Source organism: Flammeovirga pectinis, from assembly GCF_003970675.1.
Taxonomy (GTDB): Bacteria; Bacteroidota; Bacteroidia; order Cytophagales; family Flammeovirgaceae; genus Flammeovirga; species Flammeovirga pectinis.
Genome location: NZ_CP034563.1, coordinates 551353 through 570673, shown reverse-complemented (window position 1 = coordinate 570673; position 19321 = coordinate 551353). Strand labels below are relative to the sequence as shown.

Sequence of the window (19321 nt, the reverse complement as noted above, 5' to 3'; positions counted from 1 at the left end):
AATAAAGTGATACATAAGTATCACTTTATAGGTCTCAAATTAATTGTAAGTTCTGTTTTTCTGCTAATAAAGTCTATACCGTAAGAACGGTTGCATCAGCAACAATTTTCTTCATTTCTTCAAATTGCACTTCCATACTTTCCACCAATTTAAACTGTGCTTTAGCACGTTGTAAATTGTGGTGTTCATGTTTTGTCTTAAAGTAGTTATCACCGTCAATGTAGTCAGTTATAAATCTTAAACCGATAATAAAAGTCATAATTTTTGCTGATAATGGAAGGTATTTTATCTCTGTTTCTGTTAAAATATCAGCTGTTTCTTGAAGAAAACCTTCAGTATATGCTTTAAACAAATTGATGTCCATTTCTACATTATCTAAATTTGCATCGTCCTCTGCACCCGTATTTGTAGATGTTCTTATAGAGTCTCCAAAATCATAATGTACTAAACCTGGCATTACCGTATCTAGATCAATAACACACAATCCTTGATCGTTTTCATCTAATAAGATGTTATTAATTTTAGTATCGTTGTGTGTTACTCGAATTGGCAAAACACCTTCTTTACTTAAACGTACTAGCGTAAGCATTTCTTCCGTTCTCTCTTTTACAAAAGCGATTTGTTCTTGTGCTAGAGTAACTCTGTCTTTAGGGTCTTTCTCTACTGTATCTAAAAAAGTTTGCAAACGTGTTTCCATGTTATGGAAATTTGGAATAATCTCGTAGAGTTTACTTCCGTCTAAATCAGACAATAAAGATTGAAAACCACCAAACCCAACACCTGCCTGAAAAGCTTGTTTTGGCTCTTCCACTTGATCGTAAGTTTTTGCAGGATTAATTTCCAGCATCACTCTCCAATAATCTCCACTTTCATCTTTGTAATACATATTTCCATCTTTTGCAGGAAGGAAAGTTAATGTATTAATATCTGGGTTCTTATGTGGCATTTGTTCATACTTCTTTCGTAAATGTTTTGTTACAGCAACTATGTTGTTCATTAGTTCTGGCACATTTGGAAAAATATGATGGTTTACTCTCTGAAGAATGTAATTTTGCGTAGTCCCTTCTACTTCTATTAAGTAGGTATCGTTTATATGTCCTGAGCCAAATGGGTGTATAGATTTAACAGGAATATCGGCTATAAATTGGTTGAATTTTTCTTGTAGTTCTTTCATCATTTTCTAATTAGGTATTTAGCCAACTCCATTTTATTGGAGTTGACTTTAAGTCTGTTTGTTTGTTATAAAGGTCTAGAATTAGTGTTGTACTGCGTTTTAGACAGGCGAACTTTCTTTGTAACAGATGTTGTTTTAAACGGTTTAAGTGTAAAATTATATGTAATACTTTGAGTGGCTGGAATAATATATTGCTCTAATGGCATAGAATACCAACTATCAGTACCTGCAACTCCTCTTTGTTTATAATCGATGTGCCATTCTACCATTTTCTGTGGTGATACATCGCTATCGTGTCTATTTTCTAATCTCACTTCTGGATATTCATATCCAGCACGTGCATCGAGATCTACAGCTCTGTAATGTAATGCAGATGTTCCTAAATTTTCTGTACTAGAGAACATTAAACCATTCCCTGATTTATCTGCTAATGCAGCCCATTTAATATCTGTTTTATACCCATTTTCTTGCGGTCTTTCATATGCAAAAAATTGTTCTGCAACTGTACTAGAATAAACATCTACAGAAGCACCATCGTTTCTATCAATGTAGTTTTCCCAAGGACCTCTTCCGTAATACGTAAAATTATTAAACTGCTCTTTAAGCTCCATTACCAACCCAAAACGAGGTAAATCTGGTAAATCTTCTTTGCCTACAAGGTTGGCTTTTACATCAATTACTCCGTTTCCGTAAACAAGATAGGCAACAGAACAAGTCGTATTAATTTCACCCAGATCAAAAGTTACATCAATTTGTACTTTGCCTTTTGCAAGTTCTTGTACTTCAACATTTTTTACTTTTGCTTCTAAAGTGGCTCTCTTCCAATTAATGTTTTTAACATCCATCTTATTACCATAATCATTGTCAATAATTGGTCTCCAGAACGTTGGTTTAGGTCCATTTCCTTCATTTAAGAAAGACACTCCGTTTACTTTATAAGTAGAAATTGTTCCTCTTGCTCTATCAAATTCTACAGTAACTGTTCCGTTAGAAACCTTTACTTCAGCTTCTGAATTTACTACTTTTAAGGCTGCAAAAGCAGGTAATTTTGTTGCTGCTTTTCTATAAATTGGCAACTTAAATTGTTGTTTTGCTACTTCAAACCCTCTAGGTAAAAACGGCTCTGCTTCTTTTTGTTGAACAGAAATATTTAAGAAGTATTCTGTATTTTGCTGAGGTTTAATTCCACTTACATCAAAAGTAATTTCTTCTGTAGAATTGGGTGCTGTTTTTAAAGTTCTTATAGGGAATTTCTTTATGATTTTCCCATCTGCTTTAACAGTAGCCACCACATTGTATTTACTTAAATCTATAAAGTAATTCCAGTTTTTTACCGCTACAATTCCTTTGGATAAATCAACGTCAGTAAATTTTACGTTCTGATATTGCTTCTTTACTTCATGTAATGCTGGGTGTACCGTTCTGTTGGCATTAATTACCCCATTCATTAAAAAGTTGCCATCTGTTGGTACATTATCAGGACCAAAATCTCCACCAAAAGCATACATTTTTTTACCATCATCTTTGGTTACCAATAAACCTTGGTCTACCCAATCCCAAATAAAACCACCTTGTAGGTTGTCGTACTTTTCAATCACATTCCAATAATCTATCATATTGCCTGTAGAGTTCCCCATAGAGTGCTCATACTCGCACATAATTAAAGGTCGGTCTGTGTTTTCTTTTGCATACTTCTCTATATATTCTACGCCTGGGTACATTGGTACATAAATATCTGTATTCCATTCTAAACCTGCTCTTTCGTACTGTACAGGGCGGTTATCTACAGATTTTAAATACTTGTAACCTTGGTAAAAGTTATAGCCATTCCCTGCCTCATTACCTAAAGACCAGCCAATAATACACGCATAGTTTTTGTCTCGTTCGTACATTCTTCTAATACGGTCTACATGTGCTAATTCGTAGCTGGGTGTATTCCCTAAAGAACGTCCTTTGGCGAGATTATATCCCATTCCATGCGATTCTATATTTGCCTCATCAATAATATAAATTCCATATTCTGCACACAGGTCGTACCAATATTCTGGTTGCGGGTAATGAGAAGTTCTTACAGCATTTACATTGTACTGTTTCATTAACTCAAAATCTTTTCGCATCAACTCTTTGGTCATGTAATGCCCTGTTTCTGGATTGTGCTCGTGTAAGTTTACTCCTTTTAATAAAATCGGCTGACCGTTTACCAACATCATACCGTCTTTAATTTCTGTAATTTTGAAACCAATACGTTGAGATGTCGTCATTATTACCTCATTATTTTCATTTTTAAGCGTGAGTAATAATGTATATAAACTAGGATTTTCAGCAGACCAAGCATTTACATTTTTTAGTACTTCTTGATCAAATTTATAGGTTGATTTCCCTTTTTTGTCCAATAAAATTCCTTGATCTCCTTTAGCAACTACTTTAGAACCTTCCATCAACTTATACATTAAATTGATGTTTTCTTTTTGTGTAGTTGCTTTTGCCAATTCTACTTCCAAATCAAAAGCTCCATCTTTATAGTTGTTTTCTAAAGTAGAAACTACTTTGATGTCATTAATTGCTGTTTTTGGTTGTGCTAATAGATAAACATCACGCTCAATTCCGCTTATTCTCCAGAAATCTTGACACTCTAAATAAGAAGCATCAGACCAACGGTAAACTTCAAAAGCTACTGTATTTTCGCCATCCGTTAGATATTCTGTAATATTAAATTCTGATGGTAATTTAGATCCTTGCGTATAGCCGACTTTCTTACCATTTACATAAATAAATGCAGCAGATTTAATGGCTCCAATATGTAAAATTACTTCTTCGTTTTTCCAATCAGCGTTTACATTAAATGTTCTTTTATAAGAACCTACAGGATTGTAATTCTGAGGAACGTACGGTGGTTGTGCTTTTCTTAAATCTGTGTAATCATCATTTCTCCAATCTGCAAATTCGTGCGGATGGTTGGTATAAATAGGAATACCAAAACCTTGTACTTCCCAGTTTCCGGGTACAGTGATATCGTCCCAAGAGGAAACGTCGTATTTGTTTTTATAGAAATCTTTTGGTCTTTCTGCAGGAGATTTGACAAATTTAAATTTCCATGTTCCATTTAAAGATTGAAAATTCTGAGAAGCCTCTAGGTCATTTTTTATGGCTTCTTGTTCTGTTTTATAAACACCAAATTGCACACGAGTATCCATTTTATTCTCCTGAATCATGTTTGGATTCTCTAAATATGGATCTTTCTCTCTTGTTAATTGTTGTGCGTAGCTCAATTGAGCTACGCAAAATAGTAACAAGGCTAATGTATAAGTTGCCTTCATCATGTTATTAAAAAATTAGGTTATCTCCACGCAGGATGTTGTGTAATATTTTTCGAAACGTCTAGAGCTGTTTGCGGAATTGGGAAAACATACGTTCTATCTCCCATACCTCCATCTCTTCTTTTTCTTAAGAAATCTGTATAACTGTCGCCATCAGCATGTTCATAATCTACACTTTCCATATCGTTTGTAAGTGTGTTTTCTGACCAATGTGCTGGGCTTCCGTATTTATTTTGACCCCATCGCCAAGTATCCCAAAAACGTTTTGACTCTCCTGCAAACTCCACTCGTCTTTCTCTTTGAATTAATTCTCGGAGAGCATCTTTTGAGTTATAGATAGATTGATTAACGTTAGGCATACCTGCTCTAGTTCTTATTTGATTAATTGCATTATATATTTCTGTTGTAGGTCCTGTTATTTCGTTCTGTGCTTCTGCAAACATCAATAATGTTTCTGCATATCTATAGACGTAATTATTTACATCACATAGGGAGTGCGTTACTTTATCCATGTCTGTATATTTTCTAAAATTATAGCCTGTTAAAGTACAGTTACTTCCGCCAATTTTATTTGGATTCCCTTCGGTTAAATCAAGTGGATTGTATAAAATACTTTCGTAATAAACCCCATCGTACAAAATGGTTTCTTCAAACCTAGAATCACGAATTGTATATCCTTTTGGATCATTTACCGGATCATATAAAGGAGAAGTAGTGTAAGGGTAACTACCATCTTTTGCTTCGTAAGCATCTGCCAATAAAGTAGATGGCGAAATAGAAGACCAGCCTCCGCCAAAACCATTTGGAAGAAAAGCATAATTAAGATAGTTAGCCCAATCTTCTGTCACTCCGTTTTTATACTCTCTCCAAAGTATATTTTCTTTAGTGCCTGTTTGTGTTGAAGAATGAAAAAGATCGTCATAATTTGCTTCTAAAGCATAATTACCAGATTTAATAATATCTCCTGTAAGTGTTGCCACCCCAGCATAATCTGCAATCCAAAGTAAGTAATCTGCTTTTAGCATTTCTGCAGCAGCTTTGGTTAAGCGGCCATCTGATCTAGTTTCTGGCAAACCTGCAATTGCAATATCAATGTTTTCTACAATAAAGGCTTTTATTTCTTCTTCTGTGGCTGTTGGTACATCTGCTTCTTCTAATGTCAGCAATTTATCTACAAGTGGCACTTCTTTGTACACTTTCCACATATCAAAATATTCAGAAGCCAAGAAGAAATGTACTTCCGCACGCATTTCTGTATTTTCTGTTGCGTCAATACCCGGTACATCATCTACTCTATTTAGAAATTCGTAGCAGTTTCTTATATCTGTGTAAGAAAACCACCATCCACAGAAACCTGTGAATGATGTATGAACGCCTGCAGTATAGTCTCTTAAATCACTTCCTTCCCAAGGGTATCTTAAATAGGCATTATCTGTTGCACTTTCTGTATATAAATGATCCCAAGGTGTTATAGAATTATAGATATTGTCTAAAAATGCTCTTGCTTCGTTCTGATTCTTCCAAAAAGTCTCATCAGAAACAGCATGTAAAGGTTCTTTATCTAAATAGTTACAAGCTGTAGTTAACCCAAGTAAGGCTACTAGTAAAGTTGATATATTGATTAATCTTTTCATTGTTCTGTGTGTTGATAGTAAGTGTTGATTTAGAAATTAATGCTAACACCTGTAGTGTAAACTGATACCTGAGGATAAGAAGAACCTCTACCTCCGTTATCAATTTCTGGATCTACTGTTGGCGACCATAAACTTGAGCTACTCCAAATATTATCTCCACTTACATAAAGTCTTGCGTTTGTTGCTCCTACTTTGCTTAGGAAAGATTGTTTAAATGTGTATCCAATAGTTACATTTTTTAAGCGGATATATTTACCATCTTGTACCCAAAAATCTGAGAAGTATCTACCCGGGTCGTTTACTGTAAAATCTTCTCTTAAAATAGGCAACTCATTGGTGTTTGGCCATGCTTTTTCTTTCATCCACTCATGAGGAGTTGCTTGTAATGCAAATGGCATTGCCGCCTCATTTAATAAAACCACATCTCTTTGCAGAGCTCCATTAAACAAGATATTAAAATCAAAACCTTTCCAAGAACCTCCTAAATTAATACCAAACATATAATGAGGATTCGGATCGCCTATCAATTCTCTATCGTCACCATCAATTACACCATCGCCATTAGAATCAATTAGTTTGATATCTCCTGCTTTAATTCTTCCGTTTGTTAATTCGTAGTGTGCTGTATTGGCCAGTGCTTCTTCATCTGTTTGGTAAATACCGTCTGATTTATAACCGTACCACGATTTCATTGGCGCACCAACATCTGTAAAAACGCGTCCATCGTCTTCAATCCAAGGACCTGTGTTTAAGATATCTACTACATTATTTCTGTTATCAAACATGTTTAAGTTCACAAAATATTGGAACTCACCAATAGAATTATTGTGTCTTAAAGAAACTTCCCAACCGTTATTATCAACTACCCCAGCATTTACACGTGGAGCATCGTAACCAAATTGAGGAGGAACAGGTACATTCATCAGAATATCATTTGTTCTGTTTTTAAATACATCAACAGAGAAGCCTATTAAACGACCAAAGAAATCTCCTTCAAGACCAATATTTGTAGTCTCTTTGGTTTCCCATTTAATATTTGGATTGGCAGTTTTATCATAATAAACAGAAGATACACCCTGATCTCCAATTACTGCAGAACCAGTTGCTAAAGTAGCAGTCCAATCATAATATGGTATATTTTGATTACCAACTTGTCCCCAAGAAGCTCTCACTTTTAAATTTGTCAACCAATCAGCATCTTTTAAAAACCCTTCTTCGCTAATTCTCCAACCTGCTGAAAAAGAAGGGAATACACCGTGTCTATTATTTTGAGCAAATTTAGAAGAACCATCTACCCTTACATTTGCTTCGAACAAATATTTATCTTTAAAAGCATAATTTAAACGTGCATAAACTGACTGAATAGCCCATTCAGATGCTGTTCCATCCATTCTCCAATCTGTAGGGTTCATACTCCCTCCATCAATTACATGAATTGAATTTGTAAGGTAGTTGTACTTCGTCATTTGCCCATTGTTGTTTGTTTTCGACTCATGAGAATAGCCAATCATACCCTTTATATAATGGTTGGCAAAATTCTTTTCGTAATCTAAACGTGCTTGTAAGCCACTGTAAAGATTAGAAGCATTATAATCTTCGTACCAGTTAGGTTCAGATTTCACTAAATCTCCATTTGCTCCGTAGTAATCGTGTTGGTTGTTAAATGCAGTACCTCTATCATGCATATAATTCATGTTGTAATCTATGTAGGCAGTAAGGCCATTTGCAATCTTATAATCTGCACCTAACATCATTTGTGTATACATCAAATCACTAATACGATCGCCACCTTCTTCTAACCATCTTTGAGGGTTACCATTTCTTACATAATTCCATTCTCCGTTATCCCATTTAACAGGATCTACAGGAGAATAAATATTCGCATTGTAAAATGCAGAGCCAACACTTCTTGTAGGTTGAGTACGGCTAGAATTCGCAATATGTGTTCTAAAATGTGTATTTAAACGGTCATTAATTTTAGCATCCACATTCATTCTCATATTATAACGCTGAAAGTTAGTGTTTGCTGTTAACCCTTCTTGATCGAAAAATGAACCAGAACCATAGTATTTAATCTTATCGCTACCACCAGAAACTGTTAAGTTGTGTTGCTGTTGTAAGGCACTACTTTTTAGAATCGACTCTCTCCAATTTGCTCCTTGTTTTGTTCCATCTCTGTACTCGTTAATTTGGTCTTCTGTATAGAGTGGTAATGCACCATCGTTTACCCTTGCTTGGTTACGCATTTCCATGTAATCTACCGCACCAACAAATTGATGTTCTTTGGTAGGAGTTTGAAGGCCTACATAACCGTTATATCCAAAAGAAACTTTCCCATCTTCTCCTCTTTTTGTTGTGATTAGAATTACGCCACCTGCAGCTCTTGCACCATAGATTGCAGTTGCAGCCGCATCTTTTAATACAGTCATGCTTTCAATATCTTGAGGGTTAATATTGTTCATTTCTGCTGGCATACCATCTACAATAATTAGTGCAGGTGTTGAATTGATTGAGGATGATCCACGAACAATAATCGACATATTGTCTGCTCCTGGCTGTCCAGAAGTTTGTGTGGCTACTACTCCTGGCATTGTTCCCTGAAATAAAGATGATGTAGATGTTACAGGTCTGTCTTTAATTAGTTTTTTGTCCATTGTTTCTAATGAACCCGTTACGTTTTCTTTTTTCTGTTCACCAAAGCCGACCACAACAACTTCTTTTAGTTGCTCTGCATCTTCTATTAAGGTGATGTTAAATACGCTTTTAGTTCCTACTGGTAGTTCTTGTGTTTTGTAACCCAGATATCTAAATATCAGTATTGGGTCTTTTGTTCCTGATGGTATTTCTAGATCGAATTTACCATCATAATCAGTGATTGATCCATGTGTTGTTCCTTTAATAAGTACGCTTACCCCTGGTAAAAACGTTCCTTTTGGTTCACTTACAGTTCCGCTTACTTTCTGTCCTTGTGCAAAGAGGTCTAGATTGGTTGCTAAGCAAAGCAAAAAAAGTAAGAGTAAATGATTAGAAGTTGTAGTTAATTGTTTCATGCGGTTAATTGATTGTGATTAAGTCATGCATTAATTATTGTTTTGGTAACGCAATTAAATAATTTTTATTATTAAATAAAAACTATTTTAAAATAATTGTAATTAATACAAAACTTAAGATATCAAAGGACGACTATAAGAACTGAATATATACATTTTAATAACATTAAAGCTATTTTTAATAATTACAATAGGTTTTGATAATAAATCCTAACAATTGTAACCTCACCTTTTTTAGAGGATAAAAATTGTAATATTTGTAAAACAACAACAAAAACATACTTTTATATATTTTTTATTACTTATTAAAAATATACAACCACAATGCATAAAATACTACTTACTTTCCTTACTTGTTTATTTCCTATAATTGGGATTTCTCAAGATAGAATCCCTCATAGTTATATAGAAAACCCAACTGTAATTAGCGTAAATAAGATGGCGCCTAGAGCGGCATTTTTCCCTTTTGAAGACGAGCTAAAGGCATTGAATAATACATATGAAACATCAGCTAATTATCAATCACTAAATGGTAAGTGGAAATTTAAATTACTAGAGAATGATACAGAAGTACCTGTTGGTTTTTATCTTTCAACATTTGATCACACAGACTGGTCGTTAATCAATGTCCCTGCCAATTGGGAAGTTGAAGGCTTTGGTACGCCTATTTATACAAATGATTATTATCCTTTTGCTGATACAAGAGAACGTACAAAAGGATATACTGAAATGTCTGCTCCAAAACCTCCTTTTGTCCCTATAAAAAACAATCCTGTTGGCCTTTATTTCAAAGAATTTGATTTGAACGCTACACACAAATATCAAGATGTTATTCTACATATTGGAGCCATTAAATCTGCTGCTTTTGTATATGTAAATGGAAAAGAAGTAGGATATACACAGGGTTCTAAAGTCCCTTCAGAATTTAATATCTCCTCTTATTTAAAAGAGGGAAAAAATACCGTTTCTTTTAAGGTCTATAGATGGTCTGATGCTTCTTATTTAGAATGTCAAGATTTTTGGAGACTGAGTGGTATTGAAAGAGATATTTTTCTAATTACTCAGCATAAAGTGAGTATTGAAGATTTTGGTGCTATTACAACTTTAAAAAATGAGTATAAAGATGGAAGTTTAGCACTTGATATTACTTTAAATAACTCTTCTAATAAAACAGAAAAAGTATCCGTTAACTATCAATTGTTTGAAGGTAAAGTGCTTGATCTCATCAAAAAGCCTGTAATTGAACAATTAAAAGAACTTGATATAAAAGGTGGGGCTAGCGTCCACATCAAAAAGCAACATATTGTAAAGAATGCTGCAATTTGGTCGGCAGAGAAACCTTCTTTATATACCTTATTAATCACGGTAAAAAAAGACAATAAAATCATTCAATCAACATCTGAAAGAATTGGTTTTAGAAGTGCAGAAATAAAAGACGGTTTATTCTTGGTTAACGGTAAGCCTATAATTGTAAAAGGGGTAAATCTACATGAACATAATGCCTACACTGGCCATGTGGTAGATGAAGAACTGATGAAAAAGGACATTAAATTAATGAAGCAATTAAATATTAATGCCATCAGGACATCACATTACCCTCAGCCAAGAAAGTTTTATGAGTTGTGTACAGAATTTGGAATGTATGTAGTAGACGAAGCAAATATTGAGTCGCATGGAATGGGATACAGTCTGCAAAAAGGTAAAGCAATTAGTAATAATCCATCTTTCGAAAAAGCAATTGTAGACCGTACAAGAAGAATGTACGAAAGAGATAAAAACTATCCTTGTATTGTTACTTGGTCGTTAGGAAATGAATCTGGAAATGGGTACAACTTTTATCAATCTTATAATTATTTAAAAAGTGTAACTACAATTCCTGTTCAATACGAACGTGCTGGTTTAGAATGGAATACAGACATTTATTGCCCAATGTATGCTGGACACGATTGGATGGAGAAATATGCAAAAGAATACAAAGACAGACCACTAATTCAGTGTGAGTATGAACATTTTATGGGAAATTCTGGCGGTGGATTTGAAGAGTACACTGCACTTTTTGATAAGTATGAGAACTTACAAGGTGGTTATATTTGGGATTGGGTAGACCAAGGTTTACATACAACAGACAAAGATGGAAATGCTTTTTTAGCATACGGAGCAGATTTTGGTCCTAAAAATGTTCCTTCTGATGGGTCTTTCCTTGCCAATGGAATTGTAGATTCTGATCGGAATTTAAAGCCAAGTAGTCTAACGGTAAAAAAGGGATATCAGAATGTAAAATTCAAGGCCACGGATTTATCAAAAGGTGAATTTGAAATGAAGAATTGGTACGACTTTACTTCTATGGATAAGTTTACTGTGAAAGCCATTGTTAAAGCTGAAGGAAAAATAGTCCACTCTTTTGATGCAATGCATTTTACTACAGCACCACATCAAACAGAAAAAATTAGGCTCCCAGTTAAAAATCTGCCAAAAGGAAAAGAATACTTTATTCACTTTTCTGTAATTACAAACGAGGCCGATTCTTTTAAACCAAAAGGGTACACCGTTGCTTCTGAACAATTTACTTTACCTTCAGAAATTCTATATACAAGCATTACACCCTCGACGGCTTTAATATTGACAGAAACAGAAAACGTAGTTTTATTATCTAATAAAAATGTAAGATTTCTATTTTCTAAAGATGCTAAAACAATTACTTCTTACAGATACAAAGGCATAGAATATATTCATGATAATAGTGGTTTAACACCAAGTTTTTGGAGGGCACTTACTTGTAATGATATGGGGGCATATACTTGGGTTAAAGCAAAAGATTGGAAAGTGGCTACCCAAGAGTTTACAATAAAAGAGGTAAAGGTTTCTGCTAAAACGGAAAGCGTTTATAATGTTCTTGTTACTTATAATTTACCTGCCGTAAACACTACTTTTGCTGTTCAATATACTTTGTTTGGTGATGGTGTTTTACAAGTAAATGCAAAATTAAACGGCATGGAGAAAGCTGATAAAATGCCCGAATTATTAAGAGTGGGTATGCGCATGATGTTACCAAAAGCCTTTAATAACATGATCTATTTTGGTAGAGGACCAGAAGAAAATTATAGTGATAGAAATTGGGCTACCGATGTAGATTTATACAGTAAAAACACCGAAAATGTAACGATTCCTTTTATCCGACCTCAGGAAATGGGCAACCACACAGACATCAGGTGGGTGGCCATGAAAAACAAAAAAGGACAAGGTTTACTTGCAGTTTCTAATGGTACATCACTGCTAAACACCAATGCAATGAACTACACAGATGAAGCACTTGATGCTGGGAAAGGAGGATACAATTATCCTAAAAATCTTCGTCACGATCAAAGACATCCGTATCAAATTAAAAAAGTTGATTTTGTTCAATGGCATTTAGATATGATACAAGAAGGTGTTGGCGGTGTAAATACTTGGGGTGCAAGAGCAATGCCTAAATATATGCTCGATCCTTCTAAAGAATACGAATACGCTTTCACGTTGATTCCATTTAAGAAAGCAACTACTGCTCAGTTATTTAAAATGAGCAAATTAAAATATTCAATCGATAAAAAAATCTAATAGAAATGAGACTTAGAATACCTGTGTGAAAAGTAGGTATTCTAAGCAATTTCATTGATCAAAAACTACTCTAATTTTTAATAAACAACCTAAAAAACATGAAATTTATTAGCTCTTTAATTGGTCTATTGATCATTAACTTAACCCTATTTGCACAAACTAACCCCATAGTTTTAGGCAATGCAAGATTTACTGTTATCACCCCAGAACTAATTCGTTTAGAGTATGCGGTAGACCAAGATTTTGTAGACGATCCAACTCTTTTTGCGGCCAACAGAACGGCAAGAACTTCAGATTTTGAGGTCATTAAAAAAGACGATGGATGGGTGCATATTTCAACTTCAAGAATGAGGGTAGAATATTATACTGATGGGTTTCCATTTGGACAGACCAATTTTAAGATTTTCTATAAGAAAGGAAATGAAGAAAAGCGATTCATGATTTATCAGGAGAATGATAAAGCCTCAAACTTGGGTGGTACAGTACCTACTCTTGATGGCATGAATGGAGAAATTGAAGTTGATAACGGCCTTTTAAGTAGAGAGGGTTGGTTTATTATTAAAGACGATTATAAACCAATTTTAAAAGACAACTGGATTGAAAACCGTAGTAAAAATAGTATTATGGACAGGTACTTTTTTGCTTATGATACAGATTATAAAGCAGCACTTAAAGCACTAACAGCCATTAGTGGAGAAGTTCCGATGCCTCAAAAATATGCATTAGGTGCTTGGTATTGCAGATGGTGGGATTATACTGCTGATGAATACAGAGCATTAATTCAAGAGTACAAAGAACATGATTTCCCTTTAGATGTGATGGTTTTTGATATGGGTTGGCATACACAAAAAGAAGCAAAAGAAGGTACTGGGCATGCAGGTAATAGAGGTTGGACAGGGTACACTTGGAATAAAGAACTAATTCCTAACCCACAAGCTTTATTAAGTGAGATGAAAAAAGAACACTTGCATATTAGTTTAAACGATCACCCTCATGACGGCATAAGAAACCATGAAGCTACTTATGCTCAATTTATGGAAAGCCTTTCTAAAAAACCTACAGACCCAACACCTTTATTTGATGCAAGTGATTCTACGTACATGAATGCTTTTTTTAATTATGCTCTAGCTCCTAACGAAGCCTTAGGTGTTGACTTTTGGTGGTTAGATTGGCAACAAGATTACTTGTACCCGTATGTTAGAGGCATAAATGGTTTAACACATTTAGAATGGTTAAACCACCTTTATTTTCTTAATTCTAAGAAAGACAATAAACGTGGAATGAACTACAGCAGATGGTCTGGTTTTGGAAGCCACCGCTACCCTATTCAATTTTCTGGAGATTATGTAGGCAGTTGGGAGTCGTTAAAATTTCAGGTTCCTTTTACCGTAAATAGTGGCAATGCTGGTTGTTTCTTTTGGGCACATGATATTGGAGGTTTCTTTGGAGAGCCAAAAGATAAAGCATGGGAATTGTATACTAGATGGACGCAATTTGGTTTAACAAACACATCGTTGAGAATTCATTCTGTTTATGATGAAAACTTAGATAGACGCCCTTGGTTATGGGGTGAAACTGCAGAAAAAAGTATGCAGATTATTTATCATTTACGCTCAGAATTAATGCCCTACATTTATTCTACTGTTTGGCAAGCACATACTGAGACACTACCTGTATTAAGAGGAATGTATTTAGAATATCCAGAAACAGAAGAAGCCTACCTACACGAGAATCAATATTTATGGGGTGATGCATTTATTTCTGCTCCGATCACTTCTGCAGGTAAGGGTGACAATAAAATAGCTTCTCAAGATGTCTGGTTACCAGAAGGTGTGTGGTATCATTTCTTTAATCAAGAAAAATTTGAGGGCGATCAAGTAATCACTTCTTCTGCAGACATCAATGCCTTTCCTTTGTTTATTAAAGGTGGCCTACCCATACCAATGCAAGATTACACGCCTAGAATGACGACTTCTTCTATTCAGAATCTTCGTGTAAAATGCTACCCTGGATTACAAAATCAAGAAAGTAGTTTCAAACTATATGAAGATGACGGAACAAGTATCAATTACAAAAAAGGAGAGTATACCGTAACCAATTTAACTTATAAAAGAAAAGATAATACGCATAAAATAACGATAACTCCAGAAGAAGGTAACTTTGCAAATCAACTAAAAAACCGTACATACCAGGTTGAATTTATGGGAGCTAAGAAAGCAAAATCTGCAACTATAAATGGAAAAAAAGCAAAAGTAGTTTATAATGATACTTTAAAATGTAACACCATTAAAAGTAAAAAGGTAGACACCACTAAGCAACTGATTATTGTAATTAATGCAGAAGATTTATAGATAATAATAGCCCTATTTTCAAGAAACAAAAAAAATCCCTGTTACAACATTATGTTATAATAGGGATTTTTTGAGCATAAAATACTTGTGCTATAAAATAGAAATTACAGCTTTTTAAACGCTACTTTAGTAAGTGACGTTTGTCCTTTTAGTTCTTGCGTAAATGATAAATCTGATTCAGTATAAATATAATCCCAACCATACCATTTCGCTAATCTATTTGTAGATTCCGTCTCTATAGATTGATGAAGATCTTTACCCATTAACAACTGAAGATACCTCATAACCTCTCTTACAGGAACATATGGGCTATCAATTTGATCAGAAAAATTATGTTCCCACTCCTTACCCGTATCAACTTCTAAAGATTTTTTGACATTACCATTAGCATCATAGTCAAATTCTAAATCAATAAGTCCCGTTGAGTTTTTGATTTTAATAACCTTACCATCTGTATTTAAAGTGTATACAATTTTGTCGTTATAAAAATTAGTATTGGTCACTTCTTGCGTAATTGTATTACCGTTATACGTAATGTCAATTTTTGCCCCGTTTAAAATATCAATCTTAGAAACTTTTCCATTTGTGTAATCTACGGTATACGTTGCATCTTTAAATTCTCCTCCAATTACAAGGTTATTCTTATCGTAGTTAAAAGTTAATTTAACGTTAGCTTTATTAAATGAATAACTAGAAATTAAGTATTCTTTGTTATTGAATTTAGAGGTCAAAGGAGTTGCTACTTTTTCTTCCTTTTCTGATTCAGCGTCAGTTTCTGCTTTTTTTGTTTCGATTTTGGTTTCTTCTTTTAGCTCAGGAACGATCTCTTCTGTTGTATCATTTTTACAAGAGATGATAGATAATAAAGAGAATAGTAAAATTAAGTTCTTAATCATAATTGTTCATTTTAGTTTTATATACTATCAGAACAATTAGCTTATATAAGTTGACAGAAGTTTTACGTTAACAAATTTAAATTTATGATGTTTATGGGTAAAAAAAACGACTCCAATAAAACTATTGAAGCCGTTTCTATTCAAATATCAATTCTTACTACTATTTACTGCTTGATAACTTTTCTAATATAGTTTTGACCCGCAACTTGCACTTTAACTACATATACTCCTGATTTTAAATCCATTGGAGCAATATCTAGCTTATGATTTCCTGCAGACAATACTTTCTGCACTGGAAGCATAACCTCACCTCCGTTTACAGAAAATAATCTCACATCTACATTGCCTTCATTTTCTAAAGAGAATTTGATGCTAAAGCTATTTGTGATCAGTGTTGGGAATACAGATAATTCTGCTTCTAGAGAATTTAACCCTAAATCATTCGCACTTGTTCTTGCAGACGACCCTTCAGGGTTTTGATTGTACCATACTCCATCTTTGTACCATCCTTCCGATGCTCTTGATAAATCTCCTGTTTGTGCTCCACTACCATTATGGAATAATAAATTTGTAGAGGTTACACCTTCTAAAGTATAGGTATACCACCCGTTACCTTCGCTACTCATTGTTACTCCTGGCCATGCACTTGAAGACCCATCTGATGCTCCCCAATAATGCATTTTTGTACTACTACCCCAAGAAGATTTGTAGTGAATTGTTAATCCTGATGCCGCTACTGGCTCTTGATCATACCAAACACCATCTTTATACCATCCATCTTTATCTCTTGATAAATCTGCTGTTTTATTACCATTGTTATCATGGAAAAGTAGGTTTGATGATACTACTGTAGATGGAAATTGGAATACATACCATCCATTCTCCTGACTCATTTGAACACCTGGCCAAGCAGAACTTGTTAAGCTACCGACTGGAGATGCTCCCCAGTGATGTATTAAATTTAAACCTTGTACTCTTACTGTAAAACCACCTTCTACAGGTACAACAGTAAAGTTTTTAGTAATTTCTGTCGACTGATTTCCAGAAGCATCTACTGAAAAAGCACGAACTGTTGCATCTTCTAATAAAGTAAAAGAAACAGATGATGAGGCTTGAATTGATGGTGTAGAACCATCTGTAGAGTAGTAAATAACGGGTTGGTCATCGGCGTTATCAGTTGCTGTTAAAGTAACCGACACACTCCCTTGATGTTCTCCTCCATTTGGTGTAATACCCAGAGTTGGGGCTTGCGTATCATCTTCCACAATTGGTTCTGAAACCCAACCGTTATCGTACCAAACATCTCCACAAATATTCATTTCATCATCTGTAATTTTACTATTACCACACAACAAAATAAGATTAGTACAGCTTCCTTCTAATGTATATTCATAATATCCATCGTATTTAGCAGAAGGTTGCATAGACTCTCCTGGCCATGTTGTAGTTGCTGATCCGCCAACAACACCCCAGAAATATATAGTTGGATCTCCGCAAGACGGTTTAAAATAAACGGTCATTGATGGAGCTTCTTCGTATGTAAATGTTACAGACTGAACAGCAGATGATCCATTTTCGTTAATTGCAATTGCATTAACTGTTTTAGTTTCTCCTAACGAGCCACAAACTTCTACACTACTAGTATATACTGCACTAGATGTAGTTGGTGTTGAACCGTCTAAAGTATAATATATTGTACCTGCAGTTGCAGACATTTCTAATGTTGCACAACCATCTGCATGATTACCGTTTGGTGTATCAATAGTTAATTCTGGTACTGTTACCACAACACCTTTGTCCCAAACTGCATAACCGTTTCCGTATGTTCTAAGATTCCAATCTCCTCCAGAAGGCGACCAGTTACCTCCACCAATTTTCATGGCTACTTTTCCGTCTATAATTGCAGCGTAATAGCTGTTATCATCTTGACCTTGAACATCAATATAAGATGTGTTTGTAATGCCGTTGTCTTTTCTAACTGCAATTAATTCAGAAATTGCATCTTTAATACCGTAGTCAAAAAAGTGAGAGTAAAATACAACTGGAATACCAGGATGCGTTAAGATATAAGCATACCCTTGTAATAACTGACCGTTATCGGCAGTGTAGTTAGGAAATGAGTTATTTCCATATTCTGATCTTACTGGCTCAGTATCGTGGTTTTCTAAGAAAGTAATCGATTGGTTACCTCTTGATCCTGTAATAGAAGGAACACCATTTAAGTAATTATAGTTACCTTGTACGGCATCACTTAAAGTATATTTTAAAGGAAAATCGAATGCTGAAGAAGTATTTTGAGTACCGTCTAACCAAGAAACAATTTCGTTGTAAGGTTTCCATTGCTCACCAATTGATAAATAAGGATCTGTTGCGTTATTGTAAACACTGAAATAATAGGCATTAAAACCGTGTACAAAATCGTATCTCCATCCATCAAAACCAACATCATTTTTTAACCACTGCATCCATTTAATAATCTCAGTTCTTACTGTCTCTGAGTTGTGGTTTAGATCTCTTGCTGCTTCATATTGAGTACCCGAATCGGCATCTCCACATGCTGCACCTTGTTCTGTACTATTTTCTGACCAATTTACTTCATCGTCGGAGCAAATAGAATTACAACCACCTAAAGATGGCTCTGTAAATCCTGCCCAACCAACTGTACCAACCCTGTGGTTAATAACGATGTCGGCAATTGCTTGAACATTATTATTATCTAGATTAGAAATTAAAGCTCTTAATTCTGCTTCGGTACCATAATTAGAATTTAAATCGTACCATTTTCTTGGAAGATAACCAGCTCTATCGCCAGCATCTGATGGAGGCGGTAACCAAATGGCATCAAAGCCTGCACCTTTAATATCTCCAACTTGTCCATTCAATTTTGTCCACCAATCTTTCTTTGCTGCATCTGCAGCTTCCCAACGGAAACCTTGTAATAATACGTCTCCTCTTCCTGATTCTTGTGCTTCTACGTTATAGCTGGCGATTATAAGTAATAGCGAAATCCATGTAGTTAATTGTAGTAATTGTTTCTTCATTTCAGTTAAATATAAATAGTATAAAAAAGTAGAGTAGGTTTAAAAAGCGCTTTCTGTTATACAATGTTATGAAATGATTAAGTGTTTTGCGTACCATTAAAGAATTAATTGGTAAACATAGTATACAAACACGTACCACTACATAAATTGATACTATTTATTCATCTTATAATCAGCTTATTAAATATAATTTATTTAAAAATTAAAAACCTCTACAGTACAACTGAAGAGGTTAATAAAAGAACTTAATTTTTATTTTTATAT

General features: G+C 34.5%; 8 protein-coding genes. 2 read left to right on the top strand and 6 right to left on the bottom strand.

The features are described from left to right. Positions 1-73: 73 nt before the first annotated feature. The 4 genes from EI427_RS22555 to EI427_RS22540 all read right to left on the bottom strand — a co-directional run bounded on the left by EI427_RS22555 (position 74) and on the right by EI427_RS22540 (position 9175). A complete protein-coding gene (locus EI427_RS22555) occupies positions 74-1177 on the bottom strand; it encodes a phosphotransferase enzyme family protein (RefSeq protein WP_205727996.1) in 1104 nt (367 codons plus the stop codon). A 62-nt stretch (positions 1178-1239) separates the two neighbouring features. Further along, positions 1240-4494: a glycoside hydrolase family 2 TIM barrel-domain containing protein gene (locus EI427_RS22550; protein WP_126619288.1), complete on the bottom strand. Its 3255-nt coding sequence runs from the start codon at positions 4492-4494 to the stop codon at positions 1240-1242. A gap of 17 nt (positions 4495-4511) precedes the next feature. Next, positions 4512-6125: a RagB/SusD family nutrient uptake outer membrane protein gene (locus EI427_RS22545; protein WP_126619287.1), complete on the bottom strand. Its 1614-nt coding sequence runs from the start codon at positions 6123-6125 to the stop codon at positions 4512-4514. Between the two features lie 29 nt (positions 6126-6154). After that, positions 6155-9175, bottom strand: a complete 3021-nt coding sequence (locus EI427_RS22540) for a SusC/RagA family TonB-linked outer membrane protein (RefSeq protein WP_126619285.1) — start codon at positions 9173-9175, stop codon at positions 6155-6157. A 324-nt stretch (positions 9176-9499) separates the two neighbouring features. On the opposite strand from EI427_RS22540, the gene EI427_RS22535 reads away from it, so the two are divergent. Next, positions 9500-12769 (top strand): glycoside hydrolase family 2 TIM barrel-domain containing protein, encoded by a 3270-nt coding sequence (locus tag EI427_RS22535; RefSeq protein WP_126619283.1) that lies wholly within the window; start codon positions 9500-9502, stop codon positions 12767-12769. A gap of 98 nt (positions 12770-12867) precedes the next feature. Beyond that, positions 12868-15120 carry a glycoside hydrolase family 31 protein gene (locus EI427_RS22530; protein ID WP_126619281.1) on the top strand — a complete coding sequence of 751 codons (2253 nt, stop codon included), beginning with the start codon at positions 12868-12870 and terminating at the stop codon, positions 15118-15120. Positions 15121-15224: 104 nt separating this feature from the next. Here the strand turns inward: EI427_RS22530 and EI427_RS22525 are convergent, their stop codons facing one another. Both EI427_RS22525 and EI427_RS22520 read right to left on the bottom strand, forming a co-directional pair. Then, a complete protein-coding gene (locus EI427_RS22525; RefSeq protein ID WP_126619279.1) occupies positions 15225-16016 on the bottom strand; it encodes a hypothetical protein in 792 nt (263 codons plus the stop codon). A gap of 164 nt (positions 16017-16180) precedes the next feature. After that, on the bottom strand, positions 16181-19057 hold the full coding sequence (locus EI427_RS22520; RefSeq protein WP_126619277.1) for a starch-binding protein: 2877 nt from the start codon (positions 19055-19057) through the stop codon (positions 16181-16183). Positions 19058-19321 lie beyond the last annotated feature (264 nt).

Bases quoted from the DNA above. Each gene is read 5' to 3' on its own strand.
- EI427_RS22555 (WP_205727996.1), bottom strand. From the start codon at position 1,177: ATGATGAAAGAACTACAAGAAAAATTCAACCAATTTATAGCCGATATT.
- EI427_RS22550 (WP_126619288.1), bottom strand. From the start codon at position 4,494: ATGATGAAGGCAACTTATACATTAGCCTTGTTACTATTTTGCGTAGCT.
- EI427_RS22545 (WP_126619287.1), bottom strand. From the start codon at position 6,125: ATGAAAAGATTAATCAATATATCAACTTTACTAGTAGCCTTACTTGGG.
- EI427_RS22540 (WP_126619285.1), bottom strand. From the start codon at position 9,175: ATGAAACAATTAACTACAACTTCTAATCATTTACTCTTACTTTTTTTG.
- EI427_RS22535 (WP_126619283.1), top strand. From the start codon at position 9,500: ATGCATAAAATACTACTTACTTTCCTTACTTGTTTATTTCCTATAATT.
- EI427_RS22530 (WP_126619281.1), top strand. From the start codon at position 12,868: ATGAAATTTATTAGCTCTTTAATTGGTCTATTGATCATTAACTTAACC.
- EI427_RS22525 (WP_126619279.1), bottom strand. From the start codon at position 16,016: ATGATTAAGAACTTAATTTTACTATTCTCTTTATTATCTATCATCTCT.
- EI427_RS22520 (WP_126619277.1), bottom strand. From the start codon at position 19,057: ATGAAGAAACAATTACTACAATTAACTACATGGATTTCGCTATTACTT.